The organism is Lentimonas sp. CC4 (assembly GCF_902728235.1).
In the GTDB taxonomy this organism is placed as follows: Bacteria; Verrucomicrobiota; Verrucomicrobiia; order Opitutales; family Coraliomargaritaceae; genus Lentimonas.
On sequence record NZ_CACVBO010000001.1, the window covers coordinates 638,012 to 658,574 of the forward strand.

General features: G+C 49.5%; 14 protein-coding genes and 1 tRNA gene. 13 read left to right on the forward strand and 2 right to left on the reverse strand.

The genetic code is table 11. The annotated features are described in order from the left end of the window. Positions 1-2 precede the first annotated feature (2 nt). The 4 genes from GZZ87_RS02755 to GZZ87_RS02770 are packed head-to-tail and all read left to right on the forward strand — an operon-like array spanning position 3 to position 6,683. A complete protein-coding gene (locus GZZ87_RS02755; protein WP_162027795.1) occupies positions 3-1,439 on the forward strand; it encodes a DUF3375 family protein in 1,437 nt (478 codons plus the stop codon). Next, a complete protein-coding gene (locus GZZ87_RS02760; protein WP_162027796.1) occupies positions 1,436-2,083 on the forward strand; it encodes a DUF4194 domain-containing protein in 648 nt (215 codons plus the stop codon). The genes GZZ87_RS02755 and GZZ87_RS02760 overlap by 4 nt, the downstream gene beginning before the upstream one ends. Further along, entirely contained in the window at positions 2,080-5,514 is a 3,435-nt protein-coding gene (locus GZZ87_RS02765) for an SbcC/MukB-like Walker B domain-containing protein (protein ID WP_162027797.1), read from the forward strand. Before GZZ87_RS02760 ends, GZZ87_RS02765 begins: the two co-directional genes overlap by 4 nt. Next, the gene (locus GZZ87_RS02770; protein WP_162027798.1) at positions 5,511-6,683 is read left to right on the forward strand and encodes a DUF3322 and DUF2220 domain-containing protein; all 1,173 of its coding nucleotides are present in this window, start codon (positions 5,511-5,513) and stop codon (positions 6,681-6,683) included. The genes GZZ87_RS02765 and GZZ87_RS02770 overlap by 4 nt, the downstream gene beginning before the upstream one ends. 554 nt (positions 6,684-7,237) lie before the next feature. On the opposite strand, the gene GZZ87_RS02775 is transcribed toward GZZ87_RS02770, so the two are convergent. After that, positions 7,238-7,978, reverse strand: a complete 741-nt coding sequence (locus GZZ87_RS02775) for a bacteriophage CI repressor (RefSeq protein WP_162027799.1) — start codon at positions 7,976-7,978, stop codon at positions 7,238-7,240. Between the two features lie 330 nt (positions 7,979-8,308). Here GZZ87_RS02775 and GZZ87_RS02780 point away from each other — a divergent pair, with 330 nt between their 5' ends. The 6 genes from GZZ87_RS02780 (at position 8,309) to GZZ87_RS02805 (ending at position 15,104) form a co-directional block, all read left to right on the forward strand. After that, on the forward strand, positions 8,309-8,860 hold the full coding sequence (locus GZZ87_RS02780; RefSeq protein WP_162027800.1) for a hypothetical protein: 552 nt from the start codon (positions 8,309-8,311) through the stop codon (positions 8,858-8,860). Between the two features lie 11 nt (positions 8,861-8,871). Beyond that, complete coding sequence (locus tag GZZ87_RS02785) at positions 8,872-9,399, forward strand: hypothetical protein (RefSeq protein WP_162027801.1); 528 nt, start codon at positions 8,872-8,874, stop codon at positions 9,397-9,399. 344 nt (positions 9,400-9,743) lie between these two features. Further along, a complete protein-coding gene (locus GZZ87_RS02790) occupies positions 9,744-12,371 on the forward strand; it encodes a Mu transposase C-terminal domain-containing protein (RefSeq protein ID WP_162027802.1) in 2,628 nt (875 codons plus the stop codon). Positions 12,372-12,406: 35 nt separating this feature from the next. Next, entirely contained in the window at positions 12,407-13,498 is a 1,092-nt protein-coding gene (locus GZZ87_RS02795; RefSeq protein ID WP_162027803.1) for an ATP-binding protein, read from the forward strand. Further along, positions 13,488-14,876 carry a TniQ family protein gene (locus tag GZZ87_RS02800; protein WP_162027804.1) on the forward strand — a complete coding sequence of 463 codons (1,389 nt, stop codon included), beginning with the start codon at positions 13,488-13,490 and terminating at the stop codon, positions 14,874-14,876. Before GZZ87_RS02795 ends, GZZ87_RS02800 begins: the two co-directional genes overlap by 11 nt. A gap of 153 nt (positions 14,877-15,029) precedes the next feature. Next, positions 15,030-15,104, forward strand: a tRNA-Met gene (locus GZZ87_RS02805). Positions 15,105-15,940: 836 nt separating this feature from the next. Here GZZ87_RS02805 and GZZ87_RS02810 read toward each other — a convergent pair. Then, positions 15,941-17,104, reverse strand: coding sequence for an HRDC domain-containing protein (locus tag GZZ87_RS02810; RefSeq protein WP_162027805.1), 1,164 nt, complete (start codon positions 17,102-17,104; stop codon positions 15,941-15,943). 184 nt (positions 17,105-17,288) lie between these two features. Here GZZ87_RS02810 and GZZ87_RS02815 point away from each other — a divergent pair, with 184 nt between their 5' ends. From GZZ87_RS02815 to GZZ87_RS02825, 3 genes are read left to right on the forward strand one after another with little or no spacing between them, the layout of a single operon-like run. After that, a complete protein-coding gene (locus tag GZZ87_RS02815; protein WP_162027806.1) occupies positions 17,289-18,299 on the forward strand; it encodes an ABC transporter ATP-binding protein in 1,011 nt (336 codons plus the stop codon). Between the two features lie 18 nt (positions 18,300-18,317). Further along, positions 18,318-19,082, forward strand: a complete 765-nt coding sequence (locus GZZ87_RS02820; protein ID WP_162027807.1) for an ABC transporter permease — start codon at positions 18,318-18,320, stop codon at positions 19,080-19,082. Then, entirely contained in the window at positions 19,082-20,563 is a 1,482-nt protein-coding gene (locus GZZ87_RS02825) for a GldG family protein (protein ID WP_162027808.1), read from the forward strand. Before GZZ87_RS02820 ends, GZZ87_RS02825 begins: the two co-directional genes overlap by 1 nt.

Consider the following 20,563-nt stretch of genomic DNA (forward strand, 5'->3'; position numbering starts at 1 on the left):
TTATGGCATCCCAATTCGATCAATATTTTGATAATAGCCCCACGCTCAAGCTGCTGCGTATGCAGCATGCTGGTTTCATACTAAGCTTCTTTCAGCAGTCTTTCAAAGAGAACGGTCTAACCCAAATCGCAGAGGAAGATCTTGAAGCATTGCTGGATCAGCAGTTGCTAGAGATGCGAGCGCGTAATGTTGAAGTCATGTCTCGGGATGCTAGATTCTACCTGACTCAATGGTGTGAGGAAGGCTATCAACTGCTTCAGAAGCGCTTCTCTGAAGAAGACAGGAGCTATGTTTATAAACTCACAAAGCATTCTGAGAAGGCGCTCTCTTGGCTGGAAGATCTGCGACGTGGAGACAAGAGAGGCTATACGACTTCGGACTCTCGTTTTGGGCGTATAATTTCGGAGTTGCGGCGGATTGATCGAGATACGAATGCAGACCCTGAGGCACGTCGCAAAGAATTGTTGAAGCAGCGCGATGTTATTGATGCAGAACTGAAGCAGATTCGAGATACCGGAACAGTTGATACTCTGGATCCGGCGGCAGTGAAAGATGCCTTACATGACTTGGAAGCAGATCTAGATGCCTTCATGAGTGACTTCCGTGCGATCGAGGAAACTTTCAGAGATCAGTCGCGAGAGATTCAAAACCTGCATTTGGAACAACAACTATCAAAGGGTGATTATGTCGCACATGTGCTGGATGCGGATGAGGAACTACGGGGCCGGGATCAAGGGCGCAGCTATTTTGGATTTAGAGAATCAATGACCTCGGTGGAAAACCGTGAAGAGCTTCAGGCGTTGACGAACCGTGCTGTAGCACTGGCGCACGAGCATAATCTAGATGCGATGCCATTTGATCGATTACCACGGCGTCTTTTCAATGAGGTGAACCACGTGGCGAGTATCTATCGACGCATCACTGGACAATTGCGCCGAGTCGTCGAGGAGCAAAGCTCGAAGCAATCACGCTATTTACTGGAGCTACTTGGCGAAGCTCGTCTACTGGCAAAATCCTGTGGGGAACTACCTAATGACGTAGCGCTACACGATTGGGAGGATCCGCTCCGGTTTAATAATTTGATGGAGGTCGGATTTTGGGAAGCCCCGCAACGTGGCCGATTCGATGAAATCGAGAGCGACGACTCACATGATTCAGAATCACTCAAAGAAGCGCTTGGCCGAATTGGCAAACCACTGAACCTTCCGAAATATCGTAAACGTATTGCAAACGTGCTCGAACAGCAGCCTCAAGTTAGCCTGAGGGAGTTGGTTGAACGCTTCCCGGTTGAGTCGGGAGTCGTAGACGTAGTCGCCTATATCGCAGTGGCTGGGGAAGGTTCTCAGAATGTATTCCATCCAGACACCATTGAATTGGACCTGAATTGTCCGCATCAGCCACGCTATGCAGAACTTGAAAAAATTGTTTTTATAAGATGAACACGCCTGTAATTTCTATTCGTAATGTCATCGTGCAGTTGGTGCGCGGACCACTGTATCAAGAGGATAGTGACCTTTGGTCGCGGTTGCTCAGAGATCAGGATAAGGTCAAATTACATTTCCACATGATGGGTCTCGACCTAGTGCTCGATGAAGATGCGGGCTATGCCTTCTTGCGTAATGAGTCCGGAGGAGACGAAGACGAAGATGAGGAAACCGAGAGTGAAGCAGAATCGTCACTTCCTCGATTGATGCGCCGGAATGCCTTGTCCTTTTTGCCGACGGTTCTGCTCCTTGAATTACGAGAGCGCCTTTTACGGCACGATCAATCAGCTGATGGCACTGATCATCTTTATTTGGACTTCCAAGAGATTCGGGAATTCATGCAGCTCTATTGTGATGAAACTGGAAACGAGAAAAAGATTGAAGCAAAAGTCCGTGCAGCGATCGCTCGGTTGAGTGAACTGTCTGTGCTTCGATCAGTGACAAACCGAAGCGATGTGATCTATCGAGTAGAGCCAATCCTTCGCGCAAAACTGCCAGTGGATCAAATTGAGGCGATACGAGATCGCTTGAAAGCGCAGCTAGGGCGCGATGACGTGGCCGATGAGAATCAAGAGCAAGAGGAGATAACTGAAGAATGAACGCACAAACACAAGCGACTCTCGAATATGCACCAGACCGCTCGACGGCGGGATTTCGGCTGCATCAATTTTCCGTTCTGAATTGGGGCACTTTTCATGGCCGTGTTCACAGCTTTTCGCCTGATGGCCGAACGAGTTTACTAAGTGGAGGCAATGGTGCCGGTAAATCGACACTGGCGGACGCAGTCCTCACACTACTCATCGAAAGCAGAAAACGAAACTATAACCAGGCCTCTGCTGGTGGTGGTGAACGTAAGCAACGCAAGGAGCGGAGTGAAAAAGACTATGTCCTAGGCACTTATTCTGAGGAGCATGATCAGAACCTCGGTTACGGACGTGCGAAGCAGTTACGTAAGGCGGGCAAATCTGTGACTGTGCTCTTGGGCACTTTCTATAATGAAACTTATAATCAGCATGTGACTCTCGCTCAGGTCATTTGGCTCACTCCAGCTAAAAAAATGGATAGAGCTTTCATTGTCGTGAGAAAGCGACTCAGCATCGAGGGGGATTTCAATGATCTTGGCGAGCCGTCTGAAGTGCGTAAAAGATTGAAAGCACGAGGGCTGGAACCGCTTGATACTTTTTCAGCTTACTCGCAGCGTTTCCATGAAGCACTCAGCCTTTCGCCCGATAAGAATCCGATGGATATCTTTAATCAGGCGATCTGCATTAAGGACATCAGTAATCTAACGAATTTCATCCGTGAATATATGCTAGATGACGGTGGTGCTCCTCAGCAACTGGAAGGTCTTCGTGCTAGTTTTGAGGACTTACGCCGCACCTATGAGCGTATTGAGCGTGAAAAGAGGCGACTTGATCAGCTGAATGCGATTCATAGCTTACACAATACGGTTCTCGTGCAAGAGGATCAGATTGATCACTGGCAAGGTTGCATTGATGCGGCTCCTCTCTTCTTTGCAGAATCGGAACTCGTTCTTCGTCAGGCTGAGGCCGAGGTCATTGACCTTGAGGTGACCAAGGCGAAAGCTGAAGAAGTCAGTGAGATACAGAAAGCTGATAAAGAAGAGGAGCGCATCCAAGACCTGAAGTCCTCAATTGAGTCGAGCAGTGCTGGTCGACGCTTACAGGAGATTGAGAAGGATCTGGTGAGACTGAAGTCTGACGTTGAATCGAAAAAACCACGTCAGGAGCGGTTCATTAAAAAGGTTGAGGCATGGCAAGCTGGCCTAGTGTGCCAGTCGGAAGACAACTTTTTGCAAGTCATGGCTGATGCTCAAAAGGACAAAGAGCGGCTTAAAGTAGAATCCAAGCAGCTCGAAGTAACTCTCAAAAAGAAAGATACGGAGTATGAGCAATTATCGGAACAACAGGCACTGATTAATACGGAAGTGCGTAGCCTTCAGGAACGTGAAGGCAATATCGGCGACAAGCTAATACGAATACGCGGCCGTATTGCGGATGCGTTAGGCGTGAGTCCGAAGGAACTGCCGTTTGTGGGGGAGCTAGTTCAAGTCAAAGATGATGAGACGCGATGGACTGGCCCGATAGAGCATCTGGTGCATAGCTTTGCGCTTTGTATGCTAGTGCCCGGGCGTTTACGAAAGCAGGTGGACAAGTATGCTCACCGAACCAACTTAAAAGGTTTATTGGTATATCATGTAGTGGAAAGTGGTGCCCGCAGCCGAAACCCACAACTGGACTCATCCGCGGTCGCCGCTAAGCTAGAGTTACATGAGTCTATTGGTGAATTTGAAAGCTGGCTTTCGGCCGAACTTAGCTATCGTTTTGACCACCAATGCTGTGAAGCTCCAGATGACGTTTTTAATCAGGCAAAAGCGGCGATTACGATTGGAGGACTGATCAAGCAAAGGGGCTCTGAACGCCGCAAGGATGACCGTCGCGATATTAATGACCGCTCTAATGATGTCCTTGGCTGGGACAATTCGAGGAAAATCAATACACTGCAGAAGCAGCATGACACTCTTGAAACTAAAAGAGATGAGCTACTTAGCTCCATTCGCCAGCAAACGAACGGAAAGAAGGAAATTGATACTGCAATCAATGCAATAGGTGCGTTACCCCAAATTGCGGAGACTTGGGAGGAGATTGATTACTTCACCCCAACTCTCGCTCAAGAAACGCTTCGCCTAGAACAGAAGGAGCTGGAAGCTGGATCTGATGAATTGAGTCGATTGCAAAAGCAGCTGAAAGCAGCCAAGGGTGCGAAGCGTGATGCGACGGAGAAGAGCGGAAATGCACGTGAGCGTTTCGGGGAGTGGAATGGGAACAAAAAACTGAATGATACAGGAATTAAGGACTGCAAACACCTCATTGACTTCGTGAGCCAAGACCCAGCAGGGCTACAGAAGTTCAACGATCGTAGACCTAGCATTCAAGAGTTGATTGATGCGCCGGCCACTTCTGTCGCGGGTTTGGCAACGGTGAACCAGAAAGTAACAGCCGAGCTCGAAGATAAGAGACGTAACGCGAGACGGGATCGGGATGACGCGGGCAATAAAGCTAAGTTCAAGATGCAGAAGTTCCTAGATGGCATCAAGAATGAGGATTCGAAACTACATGACGATTTGTATGCAGAAGGGATCCAGTTGAAAGGCTACAATAGCGCACTCTTCGAACCATTTGATAGCTTGCGCCTGCAAATTAAAGAAGCGGATCTTCCTCGAAACCAAAAGCGATTTAAGAACCTGTTGCAGACAAATCTCATTGAGGATGTTTCAAGCTTCGACGGTATACTTCAGGAGCACGCTGAAACCATAAAAAGGCGAATTGAAGATCTGAATCTCCACCTGAAGGAAGTGGATTTTGACCGGAATAAGCATTCCTATATCCAGTTGGTGCCAGTGCGCACTGATGATGAGCATCAGCAATGGTTTCGGGGAATTCGTCAGTATGCTTTAGAAAACATTGCACATGTCGAAGACTCCGATGAGGCGCGCAACGAGCGTTTCAATCGAGTTCGGAATCTGTTAGATGAGTTGGCCAGCGATGAGAAGAGAACTCAACGTGTGATCGACGTGCGCAACTGGTTTGAATTTAGAGCGGATGAGTTCTACCGAGATAATGATGAGAGTTTTCAGTGCTATTCTGGGGCCTCAGGCAAATCGGGAGGTGAAAAGAACCGTCTCGCATCGACAATCCTGGCAACTGCGATCGCGTATCAGTATGGAATTTCACTTAATAATGAAAACCAGACCGAAACCTTTCGTTTGGTCATTGTGGATGAGATGTTCAGTAAGACAGATGATGAGTTTTCGACCTACTTGTTGGAGTTGTTCAAGCAGTTCAGCTTGCAACTCATTATAGTGCAGCCTTTGGACTCTAAGGTTCACCTCGTGCAGAAGTATGTAGAGCGCTACCACATCGTGACCCGACCTAGTGTGCACTCAGAGATTCATAATTTGAATGTGCACGAGTATGAGAAGCTGATGGGAGAAGTTGCTGAGCGATGACCTTGAATGACTTACGTAATAAGGCCGCGAGGAAGTTGAATGATGTTTTGCGAGCGATGATTCAAGGGGAGACGATTTTCCCACTGCCGATTCGTATAGCGAAGCCTAAGATAACTGCACCTCTCTCTGAGTGGCGAGATACGATCAGTCTGATACGCTCACAGAGTCGGGAAAGCCTTGGTTTCGGATATACCGTCGAATGGGAGATCGTGAATTCGAAGCGGCATGGTAAAAACGAATTTCCGGCGAAGCTCAGTTTTGCCTCATTGGATGATTTCCTTAAGTATGTTGGGGCCGAAAATGAGGCTCAGGCACTTTTATCAAATGTAGGAATCATGTGTGAGTGGGATCCAGGAGCAAAGTCCTGGTGCGCAGGGCATTTGGCACTCATGCGTAAGCCCGCTGAAGCTATTCAGAATGCCATCAAGATATTAACCTATCTGAAGGCAAATCCAGCTCCTGGCCTCTATGCGAGGCAATTGCCCATTCAGGTGCCGACCAAATATCTCGAACAAGAACGTCCATTACTTGAAGAACTCGCCCACGAATTTGCACCTGAATGCTTGATTCAGGAGGACGGGACACTCGAAGAGCGACTAGGATTAATGACAAAGGAGAGTTTGATCGAGTTCCGATCCTTGGATCATTCGATAAAAACGCTCCCATTCGGTCATGCGATGGCAACTGCTCGGGAGTTGGCATCCAACGACCATTATTTTGATGAATTCGAGTGTGTCATTGTCGTCGAGAACCATGTTCCTTTTTTGACCCTACCCGATTTGCCTAAAACACTGGCTATAATGGGGAATGGTTTTGCTGTGCATCGACTTTCAAAGGTTCCATGGCTTTCTGGGAAGACGCTTTTCTATTGGGGGGATATTGACCTTTCTGGTTTTTCAATCTTAGCAAAGTTCCGTGAGAGTCACCCAATTGCAGCCTCTGTAATGATGGATCAGACCACTTTGGATAGATTCAGTGATCTGCAGCAGTATCATAAAGCAGACCAAACAATCCAAGACTCTCAACTCAAACACTTATCTGCAGAGGAAGATGCTTTAGTCGATAAACTTAAATTAAATGGGGGTCTACGACTCGAACAGGAACACATTGATTATTCATATGTATCCGAGACCCTGATGAAGCTGATTCAGTCGAAAAAGAACAATTGAGAGTTACCCCCTCCAACCCCATTGGTTCTTAAGCTCATCGTAACAGTTTTCGTTATCCCTTCGCAGGATACAGATTTCGAATATCCGTAGCGGAGTAGCTAGCCCTGGAAAAGTGGTGATGCTGAGTCAAACTGCTTAGAGATGACGAATTATATGTGACTGTGGATCTCCAAATTTGAAAATGACTTGCACGCTCTTTAACATTGAGAAGCTTTTCAGGTAACACTCAACCGTCTCATACTCATCTTTATGGTAAACTTGAAACGGTATGACTGCACTAGTGAGGTATGGATTACAAATGCTTTTATCGACGAATAAGCCGGCCGCCCGCATGATCACAGGAATGATACTGTTCGCATAGTTGCATTCTGAGAATTCTCGAATTTGAAAGGTATTGGATTCTGCTTCTTTGATTACATCGCTACCAACCTTATCGCTAACGCAGATTGTTGAATAGTCCGCATTCCAGACTCGATGAATGAGCAAGGTAGACCTTACTAGTTCTTTAGCTTCCTCGTATGGGGTCTTCGGATTCCTGACCCGTCGGTGCAGATCTAGGACCATAACTTCCCTAGGATACTCCCAACAACCTGACCGACGATATTGTCTTTTCTTAACTCATCGAGCGCAGGCATTCTATGCAGTGGATGTTCTTTTGATTCATCTACTAGGTATAGATCATGGCTTTCATCTTCTAGTGCACGAAAGAGGTAGGGGGTTCCGTTGTGCAGGACACACATCTCAACTCCATGTTCAGGTGTGCGTAGGTTTAGATCGATGAAGTAGAGTCGCCTGCTTGCGCTCCCGCCCCCACTAGTCGCTCTCTTGTATTTGAAGGCTACGATATTATCGCAATCTGCCCCAAATAATTCTCTTGCCTCCTGTTTATTGAAAGTAACCGCATGCTCATTAAACATCTCACTTCTAGCCGACCGGATTAATTCATCTCTCTCGTCGAAATCATAGATGCAATTCAGGCAGCGATTGTAGCTGATCTCCGAGAATAAAGGGATTTTCACCTCATTCTTGGTGTCTGCCTCCAATGCCGTTTCGGTTTTTAATCCTCCCTCCCCAGTTAACAGCCAATGCGCATTACAGTCAGTCGCTAGCACGATTTTTGTAAGCCATTTCCTGCTCGGTTCTATGGCTCCCTTTTTCAATACATATTTCTGAAGAGTCCCATGAGGAACCCCTGATAGCTCGGAGAGTGATTTTATCCCTCCCATAGGGGCTGCGATTTGACGCAACCGCTCCTTAAAAGATTCCGGGACTGTTTCTGTATTAATTTCGTTCATTCAGGATTAGATAACATATCCAGATATGGAGATGACGAAGGTCAAGATTAACCAATATTGAGCAAGAATTTCTTTTTCTCAGTATTTTCCCCTTGACTAGCAATCCCCATATGCGGATAACGCGAACACCACATACGGTTAACTACAGTAAATAGAGACATGTTGATATGATCAAATCCGTTACAGAGTCGAAAACGCATAGGCAGTTTAACCCAAACTATAGGATCGGAGAGTTAGTGGCCAAAGTCTGTTCGCGAGGAGCTTGGTCTCTTCTGAACTCGTGAAGTCGAAGTAATGCTTCACATGCAATTTTTACGCAGAAAATAGCTTATGAATACCAAAGAATACCTACAAGCACACCGAGATGGCCCTAAGTGTAAGGTCTGTCATAAAGTTCAGGTAGATCGCGGCAGTGATACGACTCCCTTCGATCCCACGACTTGTCACTCAATTGGTGAAGTCACAAACAACCTTCGATATGCAGCCAGTTGGTATTTCGAAGTAATGCCCACAATGACGGAGATCGATTCCTCCCCCAGAGCGCTCCTTCTTCAGCTACCTGACGATGATGGGAAGCCACGGACCGTATCATATCGTTCCGATCTTCTAGCAATGGACCATCAAGAGAATGTAGCCCTAGTAGAGCTGATGAGCTCAAAGGAGCTGAAACTGCTTCAACAAAAACACCCTGAGCGATGGATAAAAGACAGCAGAGGTCAGTGGCACTCCCCACCGCTAGAGGAACAGATCTTAGCTAAGGGTTTTCTCTATGTTTTGGTTACTGACGAGATGATCTACGAGGCCTGCCAATCAATCCAAGAGTATCCAATAGAATACCTTAGCCTAAAGAAGCGCACGACACAATCACCTAAGAACAACTAACGTATAAAACCATGAACGCTAAAGAATACCTCCAACAACACCGAGATGCCCACGAGGCCTCTCATAAAGTTCGGGCTGGTCGTGATAACGCCACGACTTCCTTTGATCCCATGACATGTCACTCCATCGATGACGTCAAAGGGCAGCTCAACGCAGCTGCGAGATGGTATCTCTACGATATGTCGGTAGCGACAGAGATATACGAGCGCCCAGCCCCTATCCCCCTAACCATACCCGACAAGGATGGCTGCGCCAAAGCGACACCTTACATCTTCGATTTCCTGTTCAACGACCACAAGAACTGTATTGCCGTGGCGGAAGTCATACTCGTCAAAAAGCTAGAGGAACTAGCTAAGGAAGACCCTACGCGTTGGGGAAAAAGTAAAAGAGGCTCATGGGAGTCTCCACCAATAGAAAAGCAACTACGCGCCCAGGGACTTATCCACCTATTGCTCACCGATGAGATGATATTTCAGCTCTGCCAATCCCTACAACAGCACGCTGAGGAATGCCGCCAGCATGAAAATAAGAAACAGTAAAACCACCAACGAAATCAAAGACTATGAATACTACAAAATACATACAAGCACACCGAGATCACCCTGAGTCATCTCGTCGAGTTAGGTCCGGCCGCGGCAACGCTATTGGATTTGTCATGTCAGAAAAAATGGGACCCCCGATCGCCCACGAATCTAAGATGGAGCGCTCCTCTATTTGGCACTCTGAATCAATGGAGGATTAACGAGGCTCAACCCTCTCCAACGAGGCTAGCGATACCGAATGAAAATAAAATTCATCCGCAACAGACAGTAACTCCGACACCGAAAATTCAAACCCCGGCGAATACCGCCAAATGATAAAACCACCAACGAAATCAAAAACCATGAATACTACAGAATACATACAAGCACACCGAGATCACCCTGAGTCATCTCGTCGAGTTAGGTCCGGCCGCGGCAACGCGATTGGATTTGTTATGTCCGAAAAAATGGGACACTCCATCGACTTTGATAGCCGCACGATTGAGCGACCTACGATCTGGATGTTAGAGTATTCGGACGAATGCGTTGAATACTACTCGCAGCCTAAAAAAGTCGAGGTCTCACTTCCCGACAAAAACGGCAGACGTCGCCCTCAGGCACTCACACTCGATTTCATGGAGGTAAACAAAGAAGAAGTCCCATGCCTGATTGAGTGTAAACTCGTCAAAGACCTCGAAAAATTGGCTGAAGTAAATCCGCATCGCTGGGCAAAGGGATTAGATGGCAAATGGGATTCACCCCCACTGCGCAAGGAGCTCAAGATGCTCGGATTTGAATTCAAATTGATCACCGATGAGGATTTGAATCCCAACCTAATCGCAAATCTGGAGTATTTAAGCTCCACTCCCATCGCCGCAAACACAAAGCCAATAGCGGTGCATCACAAAATCGCTAAAGCAGTCTCAAACGGGCCAAAATCGCTAAAGGACATCTGCGACAGTATTGGGTGTAGCGTCTCATCAATACTAGTGGCACTGCAACTAGGATGTGTCCATATCGACCTCGAAAATGAGCTACTTGCTCGACCAGATCTAACCCGGGTATTTGCGAGTCGATATGTTGCGATGGCTTACGGGCTATCCGAAATGACTCGAATCCCGATCAAAGGTGCAGCTTCGATCGCAGAGGGGGACAAACTCGACTGGGACGGCATCTATTTCGAGGTCAAGGAAGTCGGTAAAACTAAACTAATGCTGCAGAAAGATGGTTCCACCGGAAAAATCCGAGAGTTCGAGCGAAAAGAGATGAATACGCTCCTAGCCCAACGCAGCATCGTGCTACACAAACTGTCCAACAAGCAGGAAACCGATGACACGATCAAACAACTCATCCATAAAGCACCTCCAAAAACGCTGGCCAAAGCATGCTACAAGCTCGGGTGCGTCAAAAAGATCCAAAAACCAAAAAACGAAGAGAGCACGAGGACGATACAGCGCTGGCAACAAAAAGCTAAAAGATCGGAGCGATTATTTGGCAACGACTTCGTCTTATTTCTGGAGCCCACCTTCCAAGGAGACCACCGCAAACGCCTTTGTATCGAAGTCTATGATGCGATGAAAGAAGTCATGGATGAGTTCTATTTGACCAAACAGGCTCCCACACTCGCCCAAGCCCATCGCGAACTCGAAGCGATCTGCGAGGAGAGAGGCATCACCGCTCCATCTCGCAATACGCTCGACAAGTATATTCACGACAACAGCGGCGACGCACAGCGCCTCAAAGAACGTCTGAGCTCCAAAGCAGCTTATGCCATCACAACAGGTAGCGGTCTTGATTTCGATCCGCATTACCTGGGCGAGTATGCCATGCATCGAGCACACATCGATAACAAGCAAATCAAAATCCAGTGTCGCTGCCCACGGACAGGGGCAGTGCTCGGCAAAGCATGGCTCACTCTGATATGCTTACCTAAGATACGGTATTATGCGGGCTACGCACTCAGCTTCGAAGCGCCAAGCGCTCGGACAACGCTCTTAGCATTTCGAGACGTCTATCGTAACATGCAGGCTCTTCCATCCGAAGTGATTGCAGACAACGGCAAGGAGTTTAAGAATCTGGCGCTGCACGAGCTACTGGCTGCGTTCGGAACGAATTTAACCTTTTGCCCGCCGCATGCGCCCAGGAACAAAGCAATTTTGGAGCGATTTAACCGGCATCTGGATGACATGCTACTTGAGACGATGTCTGGCTCTACACATGCCATAAGTCGAAAAACGGGAATCACAAAAGAAAATAACCCAGAGCTTCGATCGTGCTGGGACCTAGGCTCTCTCGACAAAACAATCCGAGGTTTCTTAGAGGAGTATCATGATCAAGAGCAAGAAGTCCTAGACTGGAAATCCCCCAAGCAAGCACTCGAAGAGGATCAGAGGTATCATCCACTTGGCAATGGCACCGACCAAATGCTACTCCCGCCAGAATCCTGCGAGATCCTCTTCCTGCCAAACACGCCAAAGGATACACTCAAAATACAACCAGGCCGCGGAGTCGCCTTCAAACACCACATCTACTGGTGCGAGGAAATTGCTGCTCATCGTGGCAAGATCAAAGATCTGGAGGCGAAATATGACCCTTACGACCTCACGCACATTTATCTCTACATCAATGGTAACTGGTGCGAGGCGAAGGTCAGATCCGGCCCCCTTCGAGAGATATTGCATCTGCTCACCGAATGGGAACGGCGCTATATTTCCCGCGAAATGGTAGCACTGGGAATGACCTCTAAAGGTAAAATCAAAAAAACCTCATTAGCTTACGGTCGATACGCACGAAAAATACGCGCGATGGAAGATGGACTTAAAGCCAATCTAAAATCGGCCCAAAACAAGGCTCTCGAAGCAAAGAATCCACACAACGACGAAGTATCATGCGATGCTGATGCTACAGCGAAGCCAAGTAAAGGCAATGCCCTCCCAGCAGTCGATCGCACACAGGTGAAACTAGCGCATGTAGAAAGGGTATCAGCATGAGAAATGAAGTTAAAAAATTTCGAGAAACTCGCGTAATGCATCCAAGCTACGAGGCGCTCACCAATAAAATCGTGGATGCGATATATAATGATAAAGAGCGCCCAATCATCGTAGTCATCGGCCCCCCAGGGATAGGTAAGACATCCCTGCTAGCATGCGTCATGGATCGTATCATAACACTAGAGCGATCGCGCATGGAGGCCGAACGCGAATATATCCCTGTGACAGGAATACGAACCCCAAGCCCGGAGGTCCGAGTGTATCCCTGGAAGGACCTCTACCACTCAGTCTTATACAGCTTATACGATCCCGCCGCGAGGTCGGGCATACACTGCCGAGACTACACAAAGAAGCAAACGCAACGTGAGCTAGGGTTTGAGTTCCCCACAGAGAAATACCTAGGCCAAGGAACCAAAGGCTCTCTATACCGCCACATGCTTCGCTCGATCGAGCACCGCAAGCCATTGGCGGTCTGCATGGACGAGGCCCATCATCTGGTTTATAGCGGAAGTCACGATGATGGCGGTCAAGTTGACAAAGGCGGCAAATTAAAGCTGCTTGCGAATCACATCAAGAGCATGGCAGACGAGATCCACGGCGCAAAGTTAGTGTTGTTTGGAACTTACGACCTATGGAGCCTGATCGAACAAACAACACAGGGAATTCGACGCACCCGAATTTTCGAATTTAGCCGCTACGACTTCCCCGATGCAACGGATCCAACAGATCCATTTATTATCGCCTTGCTCAGCTTGTGCGAGTCGCTCGAAGATCATTTAGCGTTTGATCCTGCGAAACACTACGAGGAGCTCTACAAGGGCTGCCTAGGTTGTATCGGCCTTTTAAAATCATGGTTTGAACGGGCACTAACCGAAGCCAATGGCGATAAAATAAGCCTAGACCTAATGCGAGCCGAACAAACCCCAAACTATCATTTAGAGTTAGGGATGAACGAAATACTAGATGGTGAGGCTCATTTCGAAGGAATGCATAAGCCTTCGGACAAAAGCCTGTGGGAGGAATTTGCACCACAGACGTCTCAAGCACCGAAAGAAAAGCGAAAGAACCCGAACGCATTCAAGGCGAACCCACGTGTTTTCAAGAGAGGAGGTCGCAATGAGCAATAATATCAACGACTACTCTGATGAACTATTACTGAATGCTCCACAACGGCAGCCGCTCTATCGAGTCGAACCGAAATCGGTTGATGGGAACTATCGAGAGTGTATGTCGAGTTATCTGGCAAACGTGGCAGCCGAACATGGAACCTCACCTGCTGTTTTCCTGAAAGATCTGGTGCCAGTGGCCGCTGCTGAATTCAGGGATGACCGACGTGGATCTTTTGCGGTGCAATCCTTCCCACAACGCATCGATGGCACGAGTGATTTCTCAACTCGTTTTACCGAAATGCTATCCAGGCTTTCAGGGGTTCAAGGTCTGGCAAACCACTCTCTACGAGCCTTCACCCCCCTGACCTCGAAACGTGGATTCCTACGGAGTAAATTAGCATGGTGCCCACAATTCCTTGATGCCGTTACAGCTCCATATATACCAGTCCTATGGCGTTTATCTTGGGTTAAGGTGTGCCCACGTTTCAAAGTGCCACTACAAACCCTCTGCCCGGGTTGCGGGAAATCAATCTCAGTGCTGTCAGGTCGTGGCAATATAGGTCATTGCACGCACTATAAGTGCCAGGCAGACCTATCAGCAGGAACCTCGATGGGTGCGGAAACAACTATGCTTGGGCAGATCAAATCGATGGACTATGAAGTCTGGGTTGCTGAACAGACGGAAACCCTGATCGACGGCTTGAGAACAAGCCCACTGCCACCTGAGTTTTCATGGTCAGAGACTATAAACCACTGGCTAACTCATTTTGATCTACAAGGAGTAAGAGGTCTTGGCCCTCGTATTTTTGGGATAAATGGAACGTCGCTAGGCCTATGGATGAGAGGAGAGCAAATCCCGACAATGCAGCACTTGTTTAATTTCGCATGGGTTATGCAATTAAGTGTCACCCAGTTCCTACATAAAGAGCTCCCTGGGAACCATGATGGAAAGCTAGTTCCGAGCCTCATGTGTCAATCAAAGGAAAAAACTGCGCCTAAGCGTCGAATTGACCGGCCCAAGATCCTAAGACAGTTACGAAAAATCATAGATGAGGATCTTTATCCATATGAATCATTTACTCGTATAGCTCAAAGAATCGGGCGAAGCACTGGCGTGCTAAACCAAAACTTCTCAGATGAAGCAAAATATCTGGGGCAGCGTTTTATGAACAACCGTAAAGTCAAAGCGCGACTTCACCGAGCGGCCGATCAAGCCGAAATACTTGAAGCCTGCGCAATAATCGCCGAAATGAACGAAGTCATTTCGGCCCGTCGAGTCAAAGCTCTGGTTTCTAAACCATCAAAGGTCATAGATCCAAAATTAGGGGGCGCACTAATCAAAGAAGCGCGTCGGCAACAAATTGAGAAAAATTTTCGGAAATTTTCTTCTAATTGAGCGCTTGACAGAATCACGGGGAGTCGGCTTTTTGTCGGCTTCCCGTTTTTTACGGGATGTTCTTTGTCATCAATTTATGTCGCAGGCGGTTTTTCAGTTAGAACTGTCGCCAAACGACAAGAATCAATGACATGTGCACTTTTTCAAATGAATGCCAGAGTAGCTCAGTGGTAGAGCAGAGGACTCATAAGCCTTTGGTCGGCAGTTCAAATCTGCCCTTTGGCACCATTTGATGAAAATAAACCTTTCGTGTGAGCGAGAGGTTTTTTTGTGTCGAAATCATTCGAGTGGCATATTTGAAACTTCAAATGTGACTGAAGCCGCCCAAAGGGCACCCGCTCCAGTCATCCTACGCTTCGCTTCGGACAGGCGAAGCGCCTGCCATCTCCGTGCTGTCGCACTGCGTCTGCCCTTTGGCACCATTTGATAAAAATAAACCTTTCGTGTGAGCGAGAGGTTTTTTTGTGTCGAAATCATTCGAGGGGGCATATTTGAAACTTCAAATGTGACTGAAGCCGCCCAAAGGGCACCCGCTCCAGTCATCCTACGCTTCGCTTCGGACAGGCGAAGCGCCTGCCATCTCCGTGCTGTCGCACTGCGTCTGCCCTTTGGCACCATATGATGAAAATAAACCTTTCGTGTGAGCGAGAGGTTTTTTTGTGTCTGATTTCATTCCGAGAGCACATTCGTAATTCGTCTCTCTTTATTACACTTCCCAGGCAGCCATTCATACGCATCGAAACGGCTTCGCCGATCCGCTACAAAGTCAGAGGGAACAGCGCCCGTATGAACACAGAGCACCGCACACCATTCAGCAAGCCGAGCAAAATATCCCTCAGGTCTCAGCCCTCTGCCCATTCATACGCATCGAAACGGCTTCGCCGATCCGCCACAAAGTCAGCGGTAGCAGCCTCTCCATCAATAATGGGCCGCGCGCACAACTCAGCGGACAGGCAGGAATGCCTGTTTCACATCCATAAACCAGCCCTCAGCTCTCAAGTCTCAGCTCTCAGCTCTCTAACCTCAAGCCTCAGCTCTCAGCTCTCCTACCTCAGCTCTCTTCCCTAGTCCACCAACTCGGGGAGCTTCGTCTCGGTGTTGATCGCGATACGGCCTTCGCCGTTGAGCACGCTCAGCAAACGGTTACCGATGAATTCGGCGCGCCAGCTGCGTAGCATACGGTGGCGCGTGGAGTCGGCGACATCGGCTTCGAGGACGAATGCGGTGACGTCTGCTCGATTTCCGATCAGTGGGGGGTCAATTTTAGCGGCTAAGCAAATACCTTTTATCAGTGCCAGCGTGAGGTCGACGCGCGACTCATAACCATCGTCGGGCGCGGGGCCTTTATGACGGCCATTGGGAAGCTCCGGCAAGTTGCCAGCGATGCCACGCTCGATTGCTGCCCAAATCTTGTCGCGATTGCGCTGCAGCGCACGCTCAGTGAGGCCGCGGCTCGGCTGGATCGCCTCAGCAGATTCTGGTGGTCGCTTCATCAAGGTAATGATGGCATCGTCGGACAGAACGAAGTTACGGGGCAAATTACGCTGGCGGGCCTTGACCTCGCGCCATGCTCCTAGTGAACGCACAATATTACGCTGCTGATTCGTTAGCGAACCACTGCCTCGCACGCGCGGCATCTCGGCCTCGGGATCGAATTCTTGATAAATCTCTTCGTTCTCGTAATACTTCATCTCGTCGATGATCCACTGTTTACGACCGAGGGCGTCGGCCTTGTCCATGATCTTCTCCATGAGGCGCGTTGAGTAGCGCACATCATCTTCGGCGTATTCCATCTGCTTCTCAGTGAGCGGACGAGCGATCCAATTCGAACGCGTTTCGGATTTGTCCAAGCGCACCTTCATCAAAGTCTTGAGCAATTCACTCAAAGAAATGGTCGACGAGAGACCAACAAAGCCTGACGAGCGCTGCGTATCGAAGATATTTTTGGGGTAGGCACCACAAGCGCGCTTGAGAATCGTGAGATCCTGCTGAGCATCATGGAGGATTTTAACCGTGTTCGGGTCGGACATTAGAGTGGCAAACGGCGACCAGTCTTCGATCTCTGGCGCATCAATCAGCTCGCAATGGCCGTCAGGGTAGCCGATCTGGACTAGGCCTAGGGTAGGATAATAGGTGCGATCCCAAACAAATTCTGTGTCTATTCCTACTGCACCTGCCGCTTGGGCGGCCTTCACTGCATCTGCGAGAGCTTCTGTCGTCGTAATCATGTGGGAACCAAAGTCACTAAAACAGGCACCATTGGAAAGCAGAATCTGAACTAGAGTGTGGGAATTCGATGCGAATGTTATGAAAATAGCACTTCACTAGCCTTGATGCCGCCACAACTTTCGTTACAAACCTGATCAATTACACCAATAACTTTCCAAATTCCGAAGCGACACACCAGCATTCATGGAGACTATCCCCAGTATACGCGTTGAAAATCTAACCCGCCAATTCGGGTCACTCACTGCGATTCACAACGTAAGCTTCACCGTCAATCGCGGTGAAATCGTCGGCTTCCTCGGGCCCAACGGCGCGGGCAAAAGCACGACGATGCGCATTTTATCGGGCATCATGCCCGCCACATCGGGCTCCGCATGGGTCGGTGGCGTCGCCGTCGCTCATAATCCATACGAGGTCAAGCAGCGCATCGGCTATATGCCGGAGAACAATCCCCTGCCCGATGACATGCGGGTGGTCGAGTATTTGCGTTTCCGCGCTCGCCTCAAAGGCGTCCCGAGGCGAAAGCTGCGCGAGACCGTGCAGGATGTGATGGAAACCTGCGATCTGGCCCGCACCGCGCGGCGTAAAATCATTGGCACACTTTCAAAAGGCTTCCGCCAGCGCGTCGGCATCGCCGATGCACTATTAGGTAATCCAGAAGTGATCATCATGGACGAGCCGACCATCGGCCTCGACCCCCATCAGATTCAAGGCATCCGCAAGCTGATCAATAATCTGCGCGGTCGCTTAACGGTCGTGCTCTCCAGCCACATTCTGCCGGAAATCGAGCGTTCCTGCGACCGCGTGATCATTATCAACCGCGGCCGCGTCGTCGCGAGTGGCACCAGCGACAGTCTGCGCGAGGAATTCCTGCCAGGCAACCGCTTCGAGCTCGAAGTCAAAGGCAGCGAAGCGCGTGTCACTGAGCTGCTCAAAGCCAAGGGGCTCGAAGTCGAAATCCTAGACAAGGAAGAAAGCGAAGACGACATCCTGAAACTCACAATCCGTGCCGAGGGCGATGGCGAACTCGGACCACAACTCATCGCAGCACTCAGCGACTCACCAGACTGCACGCTACGCAGCCTCGCGCCACGTGTGCCGAACCTAGAAGAGATCTTCCTTGCCGCGACCAAACGCTCGTGGGAAGAAACCATCGAGTCCCCCAAAGCAAAACCCACAGCCGCGGCTCAATCCTAAGCATTTAGTCATTCTCCCATGCGTAACTTCTTTATCTTGCTCAAACACGAGCTCCGAATGCTTTTAATCAGCCCGCCGACCTACATCGCGGCGGTTCTATTCCTGACTCTGATGGGCTTTCTTTACTGGGCCATCCTGCGCGGGATGGTCAATACACCCGAGGAAAGCCTGCCGATCGTGCAGTTCCTAGGCATCTTTTGGATTCCTGTCTTTTTCGTCGTGCCACTCCTCACGATGCGCAGCATCGCAGGCGAGCGTAGCACGGGCACACTTGATACACTGATGACGACGCCCACCTCCCGCGTAGCAGTCATCCTCAGCAAATTCGCTGGCGCATACATTTTCTACATGCTCCTGTGGCTATCCACGCTCGGCTTCCCCTTGATTGCCGCGAAGTTCTTCCCCGCTGCCGCACTCAGCGGCAGCCTCCTTGAGCCAGCTCCAATCGTCGGCGGCTTCACATTTCTCGCACTCAGCGGCATCCTGTTCGTCTCGATCGGAATCTTCGCCAGTAGCATCACTCGCAGCCAACTTGTCGCTGGCATGCTCAGTTTTACCACCTTGTTCGTCGCCATCATCGGCGGCCAACAACTCGGCAACATTGCTCAAAACGGCGCAGAACTCTCATTCTGGGCGAGCGAACTAGTCAACTACTTGCAGATCTTCCAGCATTTGGACGACTTCTCTCGTGGCGTCATTGATACACGTCCATTCTTTTACTACACCAGCACAGGAGTTCTCCTGCTGGGATTGTCCACCCTTGTTATCGAAGCGAAAGCCTGATGAAACCAAGCCGCTTTACCGAATTTCGCTTTGCTCGACGCTTCCGCACCACCAACCGGCTGGTGCAGATCATATTGAGCCTGAGCCTCATCATCGCCCTGAATTTCATCTCGGCGAATTACTTTAAACGGATCGATCTCACCAAGACCGGCGCCTACACACTCGCTCCCGAGTCAATGGCCTACATCCGCCAGCTCACTGAGCCAGTGGAGATCATCGTCACGATCCCCAAAGAGAGCGACGAGAGCGCACTCGAAATCATCCGTGATGATCTCAACAAACTCCTGCGCGAATATGAATTTGCGGGAATGCGTGACGGTAAGTCCTACATCTCCGTCGAATTCGTCGACATCTACCGTCAGCGTAAGCGCGCTCAAGAACTCGCAACGAATTATAACCTGACCAAAGAAAACGCCATCATCATCGCATCTGGTGATAAGGTCAGAGAAATCAGTCAAGTTGGCCTCTACGAATACGATAATGGCAAGGAGCGCGGGTTCCGCGGCGAGCAAATATTCACCTCCGCGATCCTCGACGTATCCACAAAGAAGCCACAAAAGATCTACTTCCTCGTCGGTCACGGCGAGATGCGCCTCGACGATGTCGACGCCCTGCGCGGACTCTCCCAGCTCGAAAGCTTCCTGCGCGAACGCAGCTTTGAGCTCGCCACTCTAGACCTTGCCGTTGAGGAGAATGTGCCCGAAGACGCTTCACTGATCGTCGTGCCCTCCCCACAAGCAAGCCTTCAACCCGAAGAAGTCGAGAAGCTACGCCGCTACATGAGTGACCGCAACGGCCGCATGATCGCTTTGATCGACCCAGGCCGCCTCCATGGCATGACTGAGCTATTCTACGACTGGGGCGTCCTCACCGAAGACACAGTCGTCATCGACACCGGCACAGACTACCGCGCCCAAGGTGGCGACTTAATCATACGCCGCTTCGCCGATCACCCAATCACCAAGCTACTGATCGACTACCAAATTACCGCCCTATTCGGACTACCGCGCTCTGTGCGTATCGATCCAGCATCGGTCAACGACAGTCGCCTCCAAGTGTATCAACTCATTGGCACCTCCGAAAACAGCTGGGCCGAGCGCGACTACCGCACTCAAAACCCGGCAGTCTACGACGAGAAACGCGACCAAATAGGCCCCGTCAGCATCGCCACCGTATCCTCGCGCAGTTCAGGCACGGAACTCGGGATCACGATCCCAGGCGGCCGCATGATCGTCTTCGGCAACTCCGACTTTATCGCCAACAACCGCCTACGCGCCTTTGGTAATCACACCTTATTCATTAATTCTATAAACTGGACGCTCGACCGCACCAGCCTACTCAACATCCCGACACGTAAGCTCGAGAGCCACCAGATCGTCATGAGCGAGAGCGACCTACAACGCATGCTTACTTACTTTGCTGGCATTCCAGCAATCGCCGCAGTGCTCGGACTCTTCGTATTTCTCATTCGACGCAATTAA

Bases quoted from the DNA above. Each gene is read 5' to 3' on its own strand.
- GZZ87_RS02800 (WP_162027804.1), top strand. From the start codon at position 13,488: ATGAGCAATAATATCAACGACTACTCTGATGAACTATTACTGAATGCT.
- GZZ87_RS02825 (WP_162027808.1), top strand. From the start codon at position 19,082: ATGAAACCAAGCCGCTTTACCGAATTTCGCTTTGCTCGACGCTTCCGC.
- GZZ87_RS02795 (WP_162027803.1), top strand. From the start codon at position 12,407: ATGCATCCAAGCTACGAGGCGCTCACCAATAAAATCGTGGATGCGATA.
- GZZ87_RS02760 (WP_162027796.1), top strand. From the start codon at position 1,436: ATGAACACGCCTGTAATTTCTATTCGTAATGTCATCGTGCAGTTGGTG.
- GZZ87_RS02755 (WP_162027795.1), top strand. From the start codon at position 3: ATGGCATCCCAATTCGATCAATATTTTGATAATAGCCCCACGCTCAAG.
- GZZ87_RS02780 (WP_162027800.1), top strand. From the start codon at position 8,309: ATGAATACCAAAGAATACCTACAAGCACACCGAGATGGCCCTAAGTGT.
- GZZ87_RS02810 (WP_162027805.1), bottom strand. From the start codon at position 17,104: ATGATTACGACGACAGAAGCTCTCGCAGATGCAGTGAAGGCCGCCCAA.
- GZZ87_RS02785 (WP_162027801.1), top strand. From the start codon at position 8,872: ATGAACGCTAAAGAATACCTCCAACAACACCGAGATGCCCACGAGGCC.
- GZZ87_RS02770 (WP_162027798.1), top strand. From the start codon at position 5,511: ATGACCTTGAATGACTTACGTAATAAGGCCGCGAGGAAGTTGAATGAT.
- GZZ87_RS02775 (WP_162027799.1), bottom strand. From the start codon at position 7,978: ATGAACGAAATTAATACAGAAACAGTCCCGGAATCTTTTAAGGAGCGG.
- GZZ87_RS02765 (WP_162027797.1), top strand. From the start codon at position 2,080: ATGAACGCACAAACACAAGCGACTCTCGAATATGCACCAGACCGCTCG.
- GZZ87_RS02820 (WP_162027807.1), top strand. From the start codon at position 18,318: ATGCGTAACTTCTTTATCTTGCTCAAACACGAGCTCCGAATGCTTTTA.
- GZZ87_RS02815 (WP_162027806.1), top strand. From the start codon at position 17,289: ATGGAGACTATCCCCAGTATACGCGTTGAAAATCTAACCCGCCAATTC.
- GZZ87_RS02790 (WP_162027802.1), top strand. From the start codon at position 9,744: ATGAATACTACAGAATACATACAAGCACACCGAGATCACCCTGAGTCA.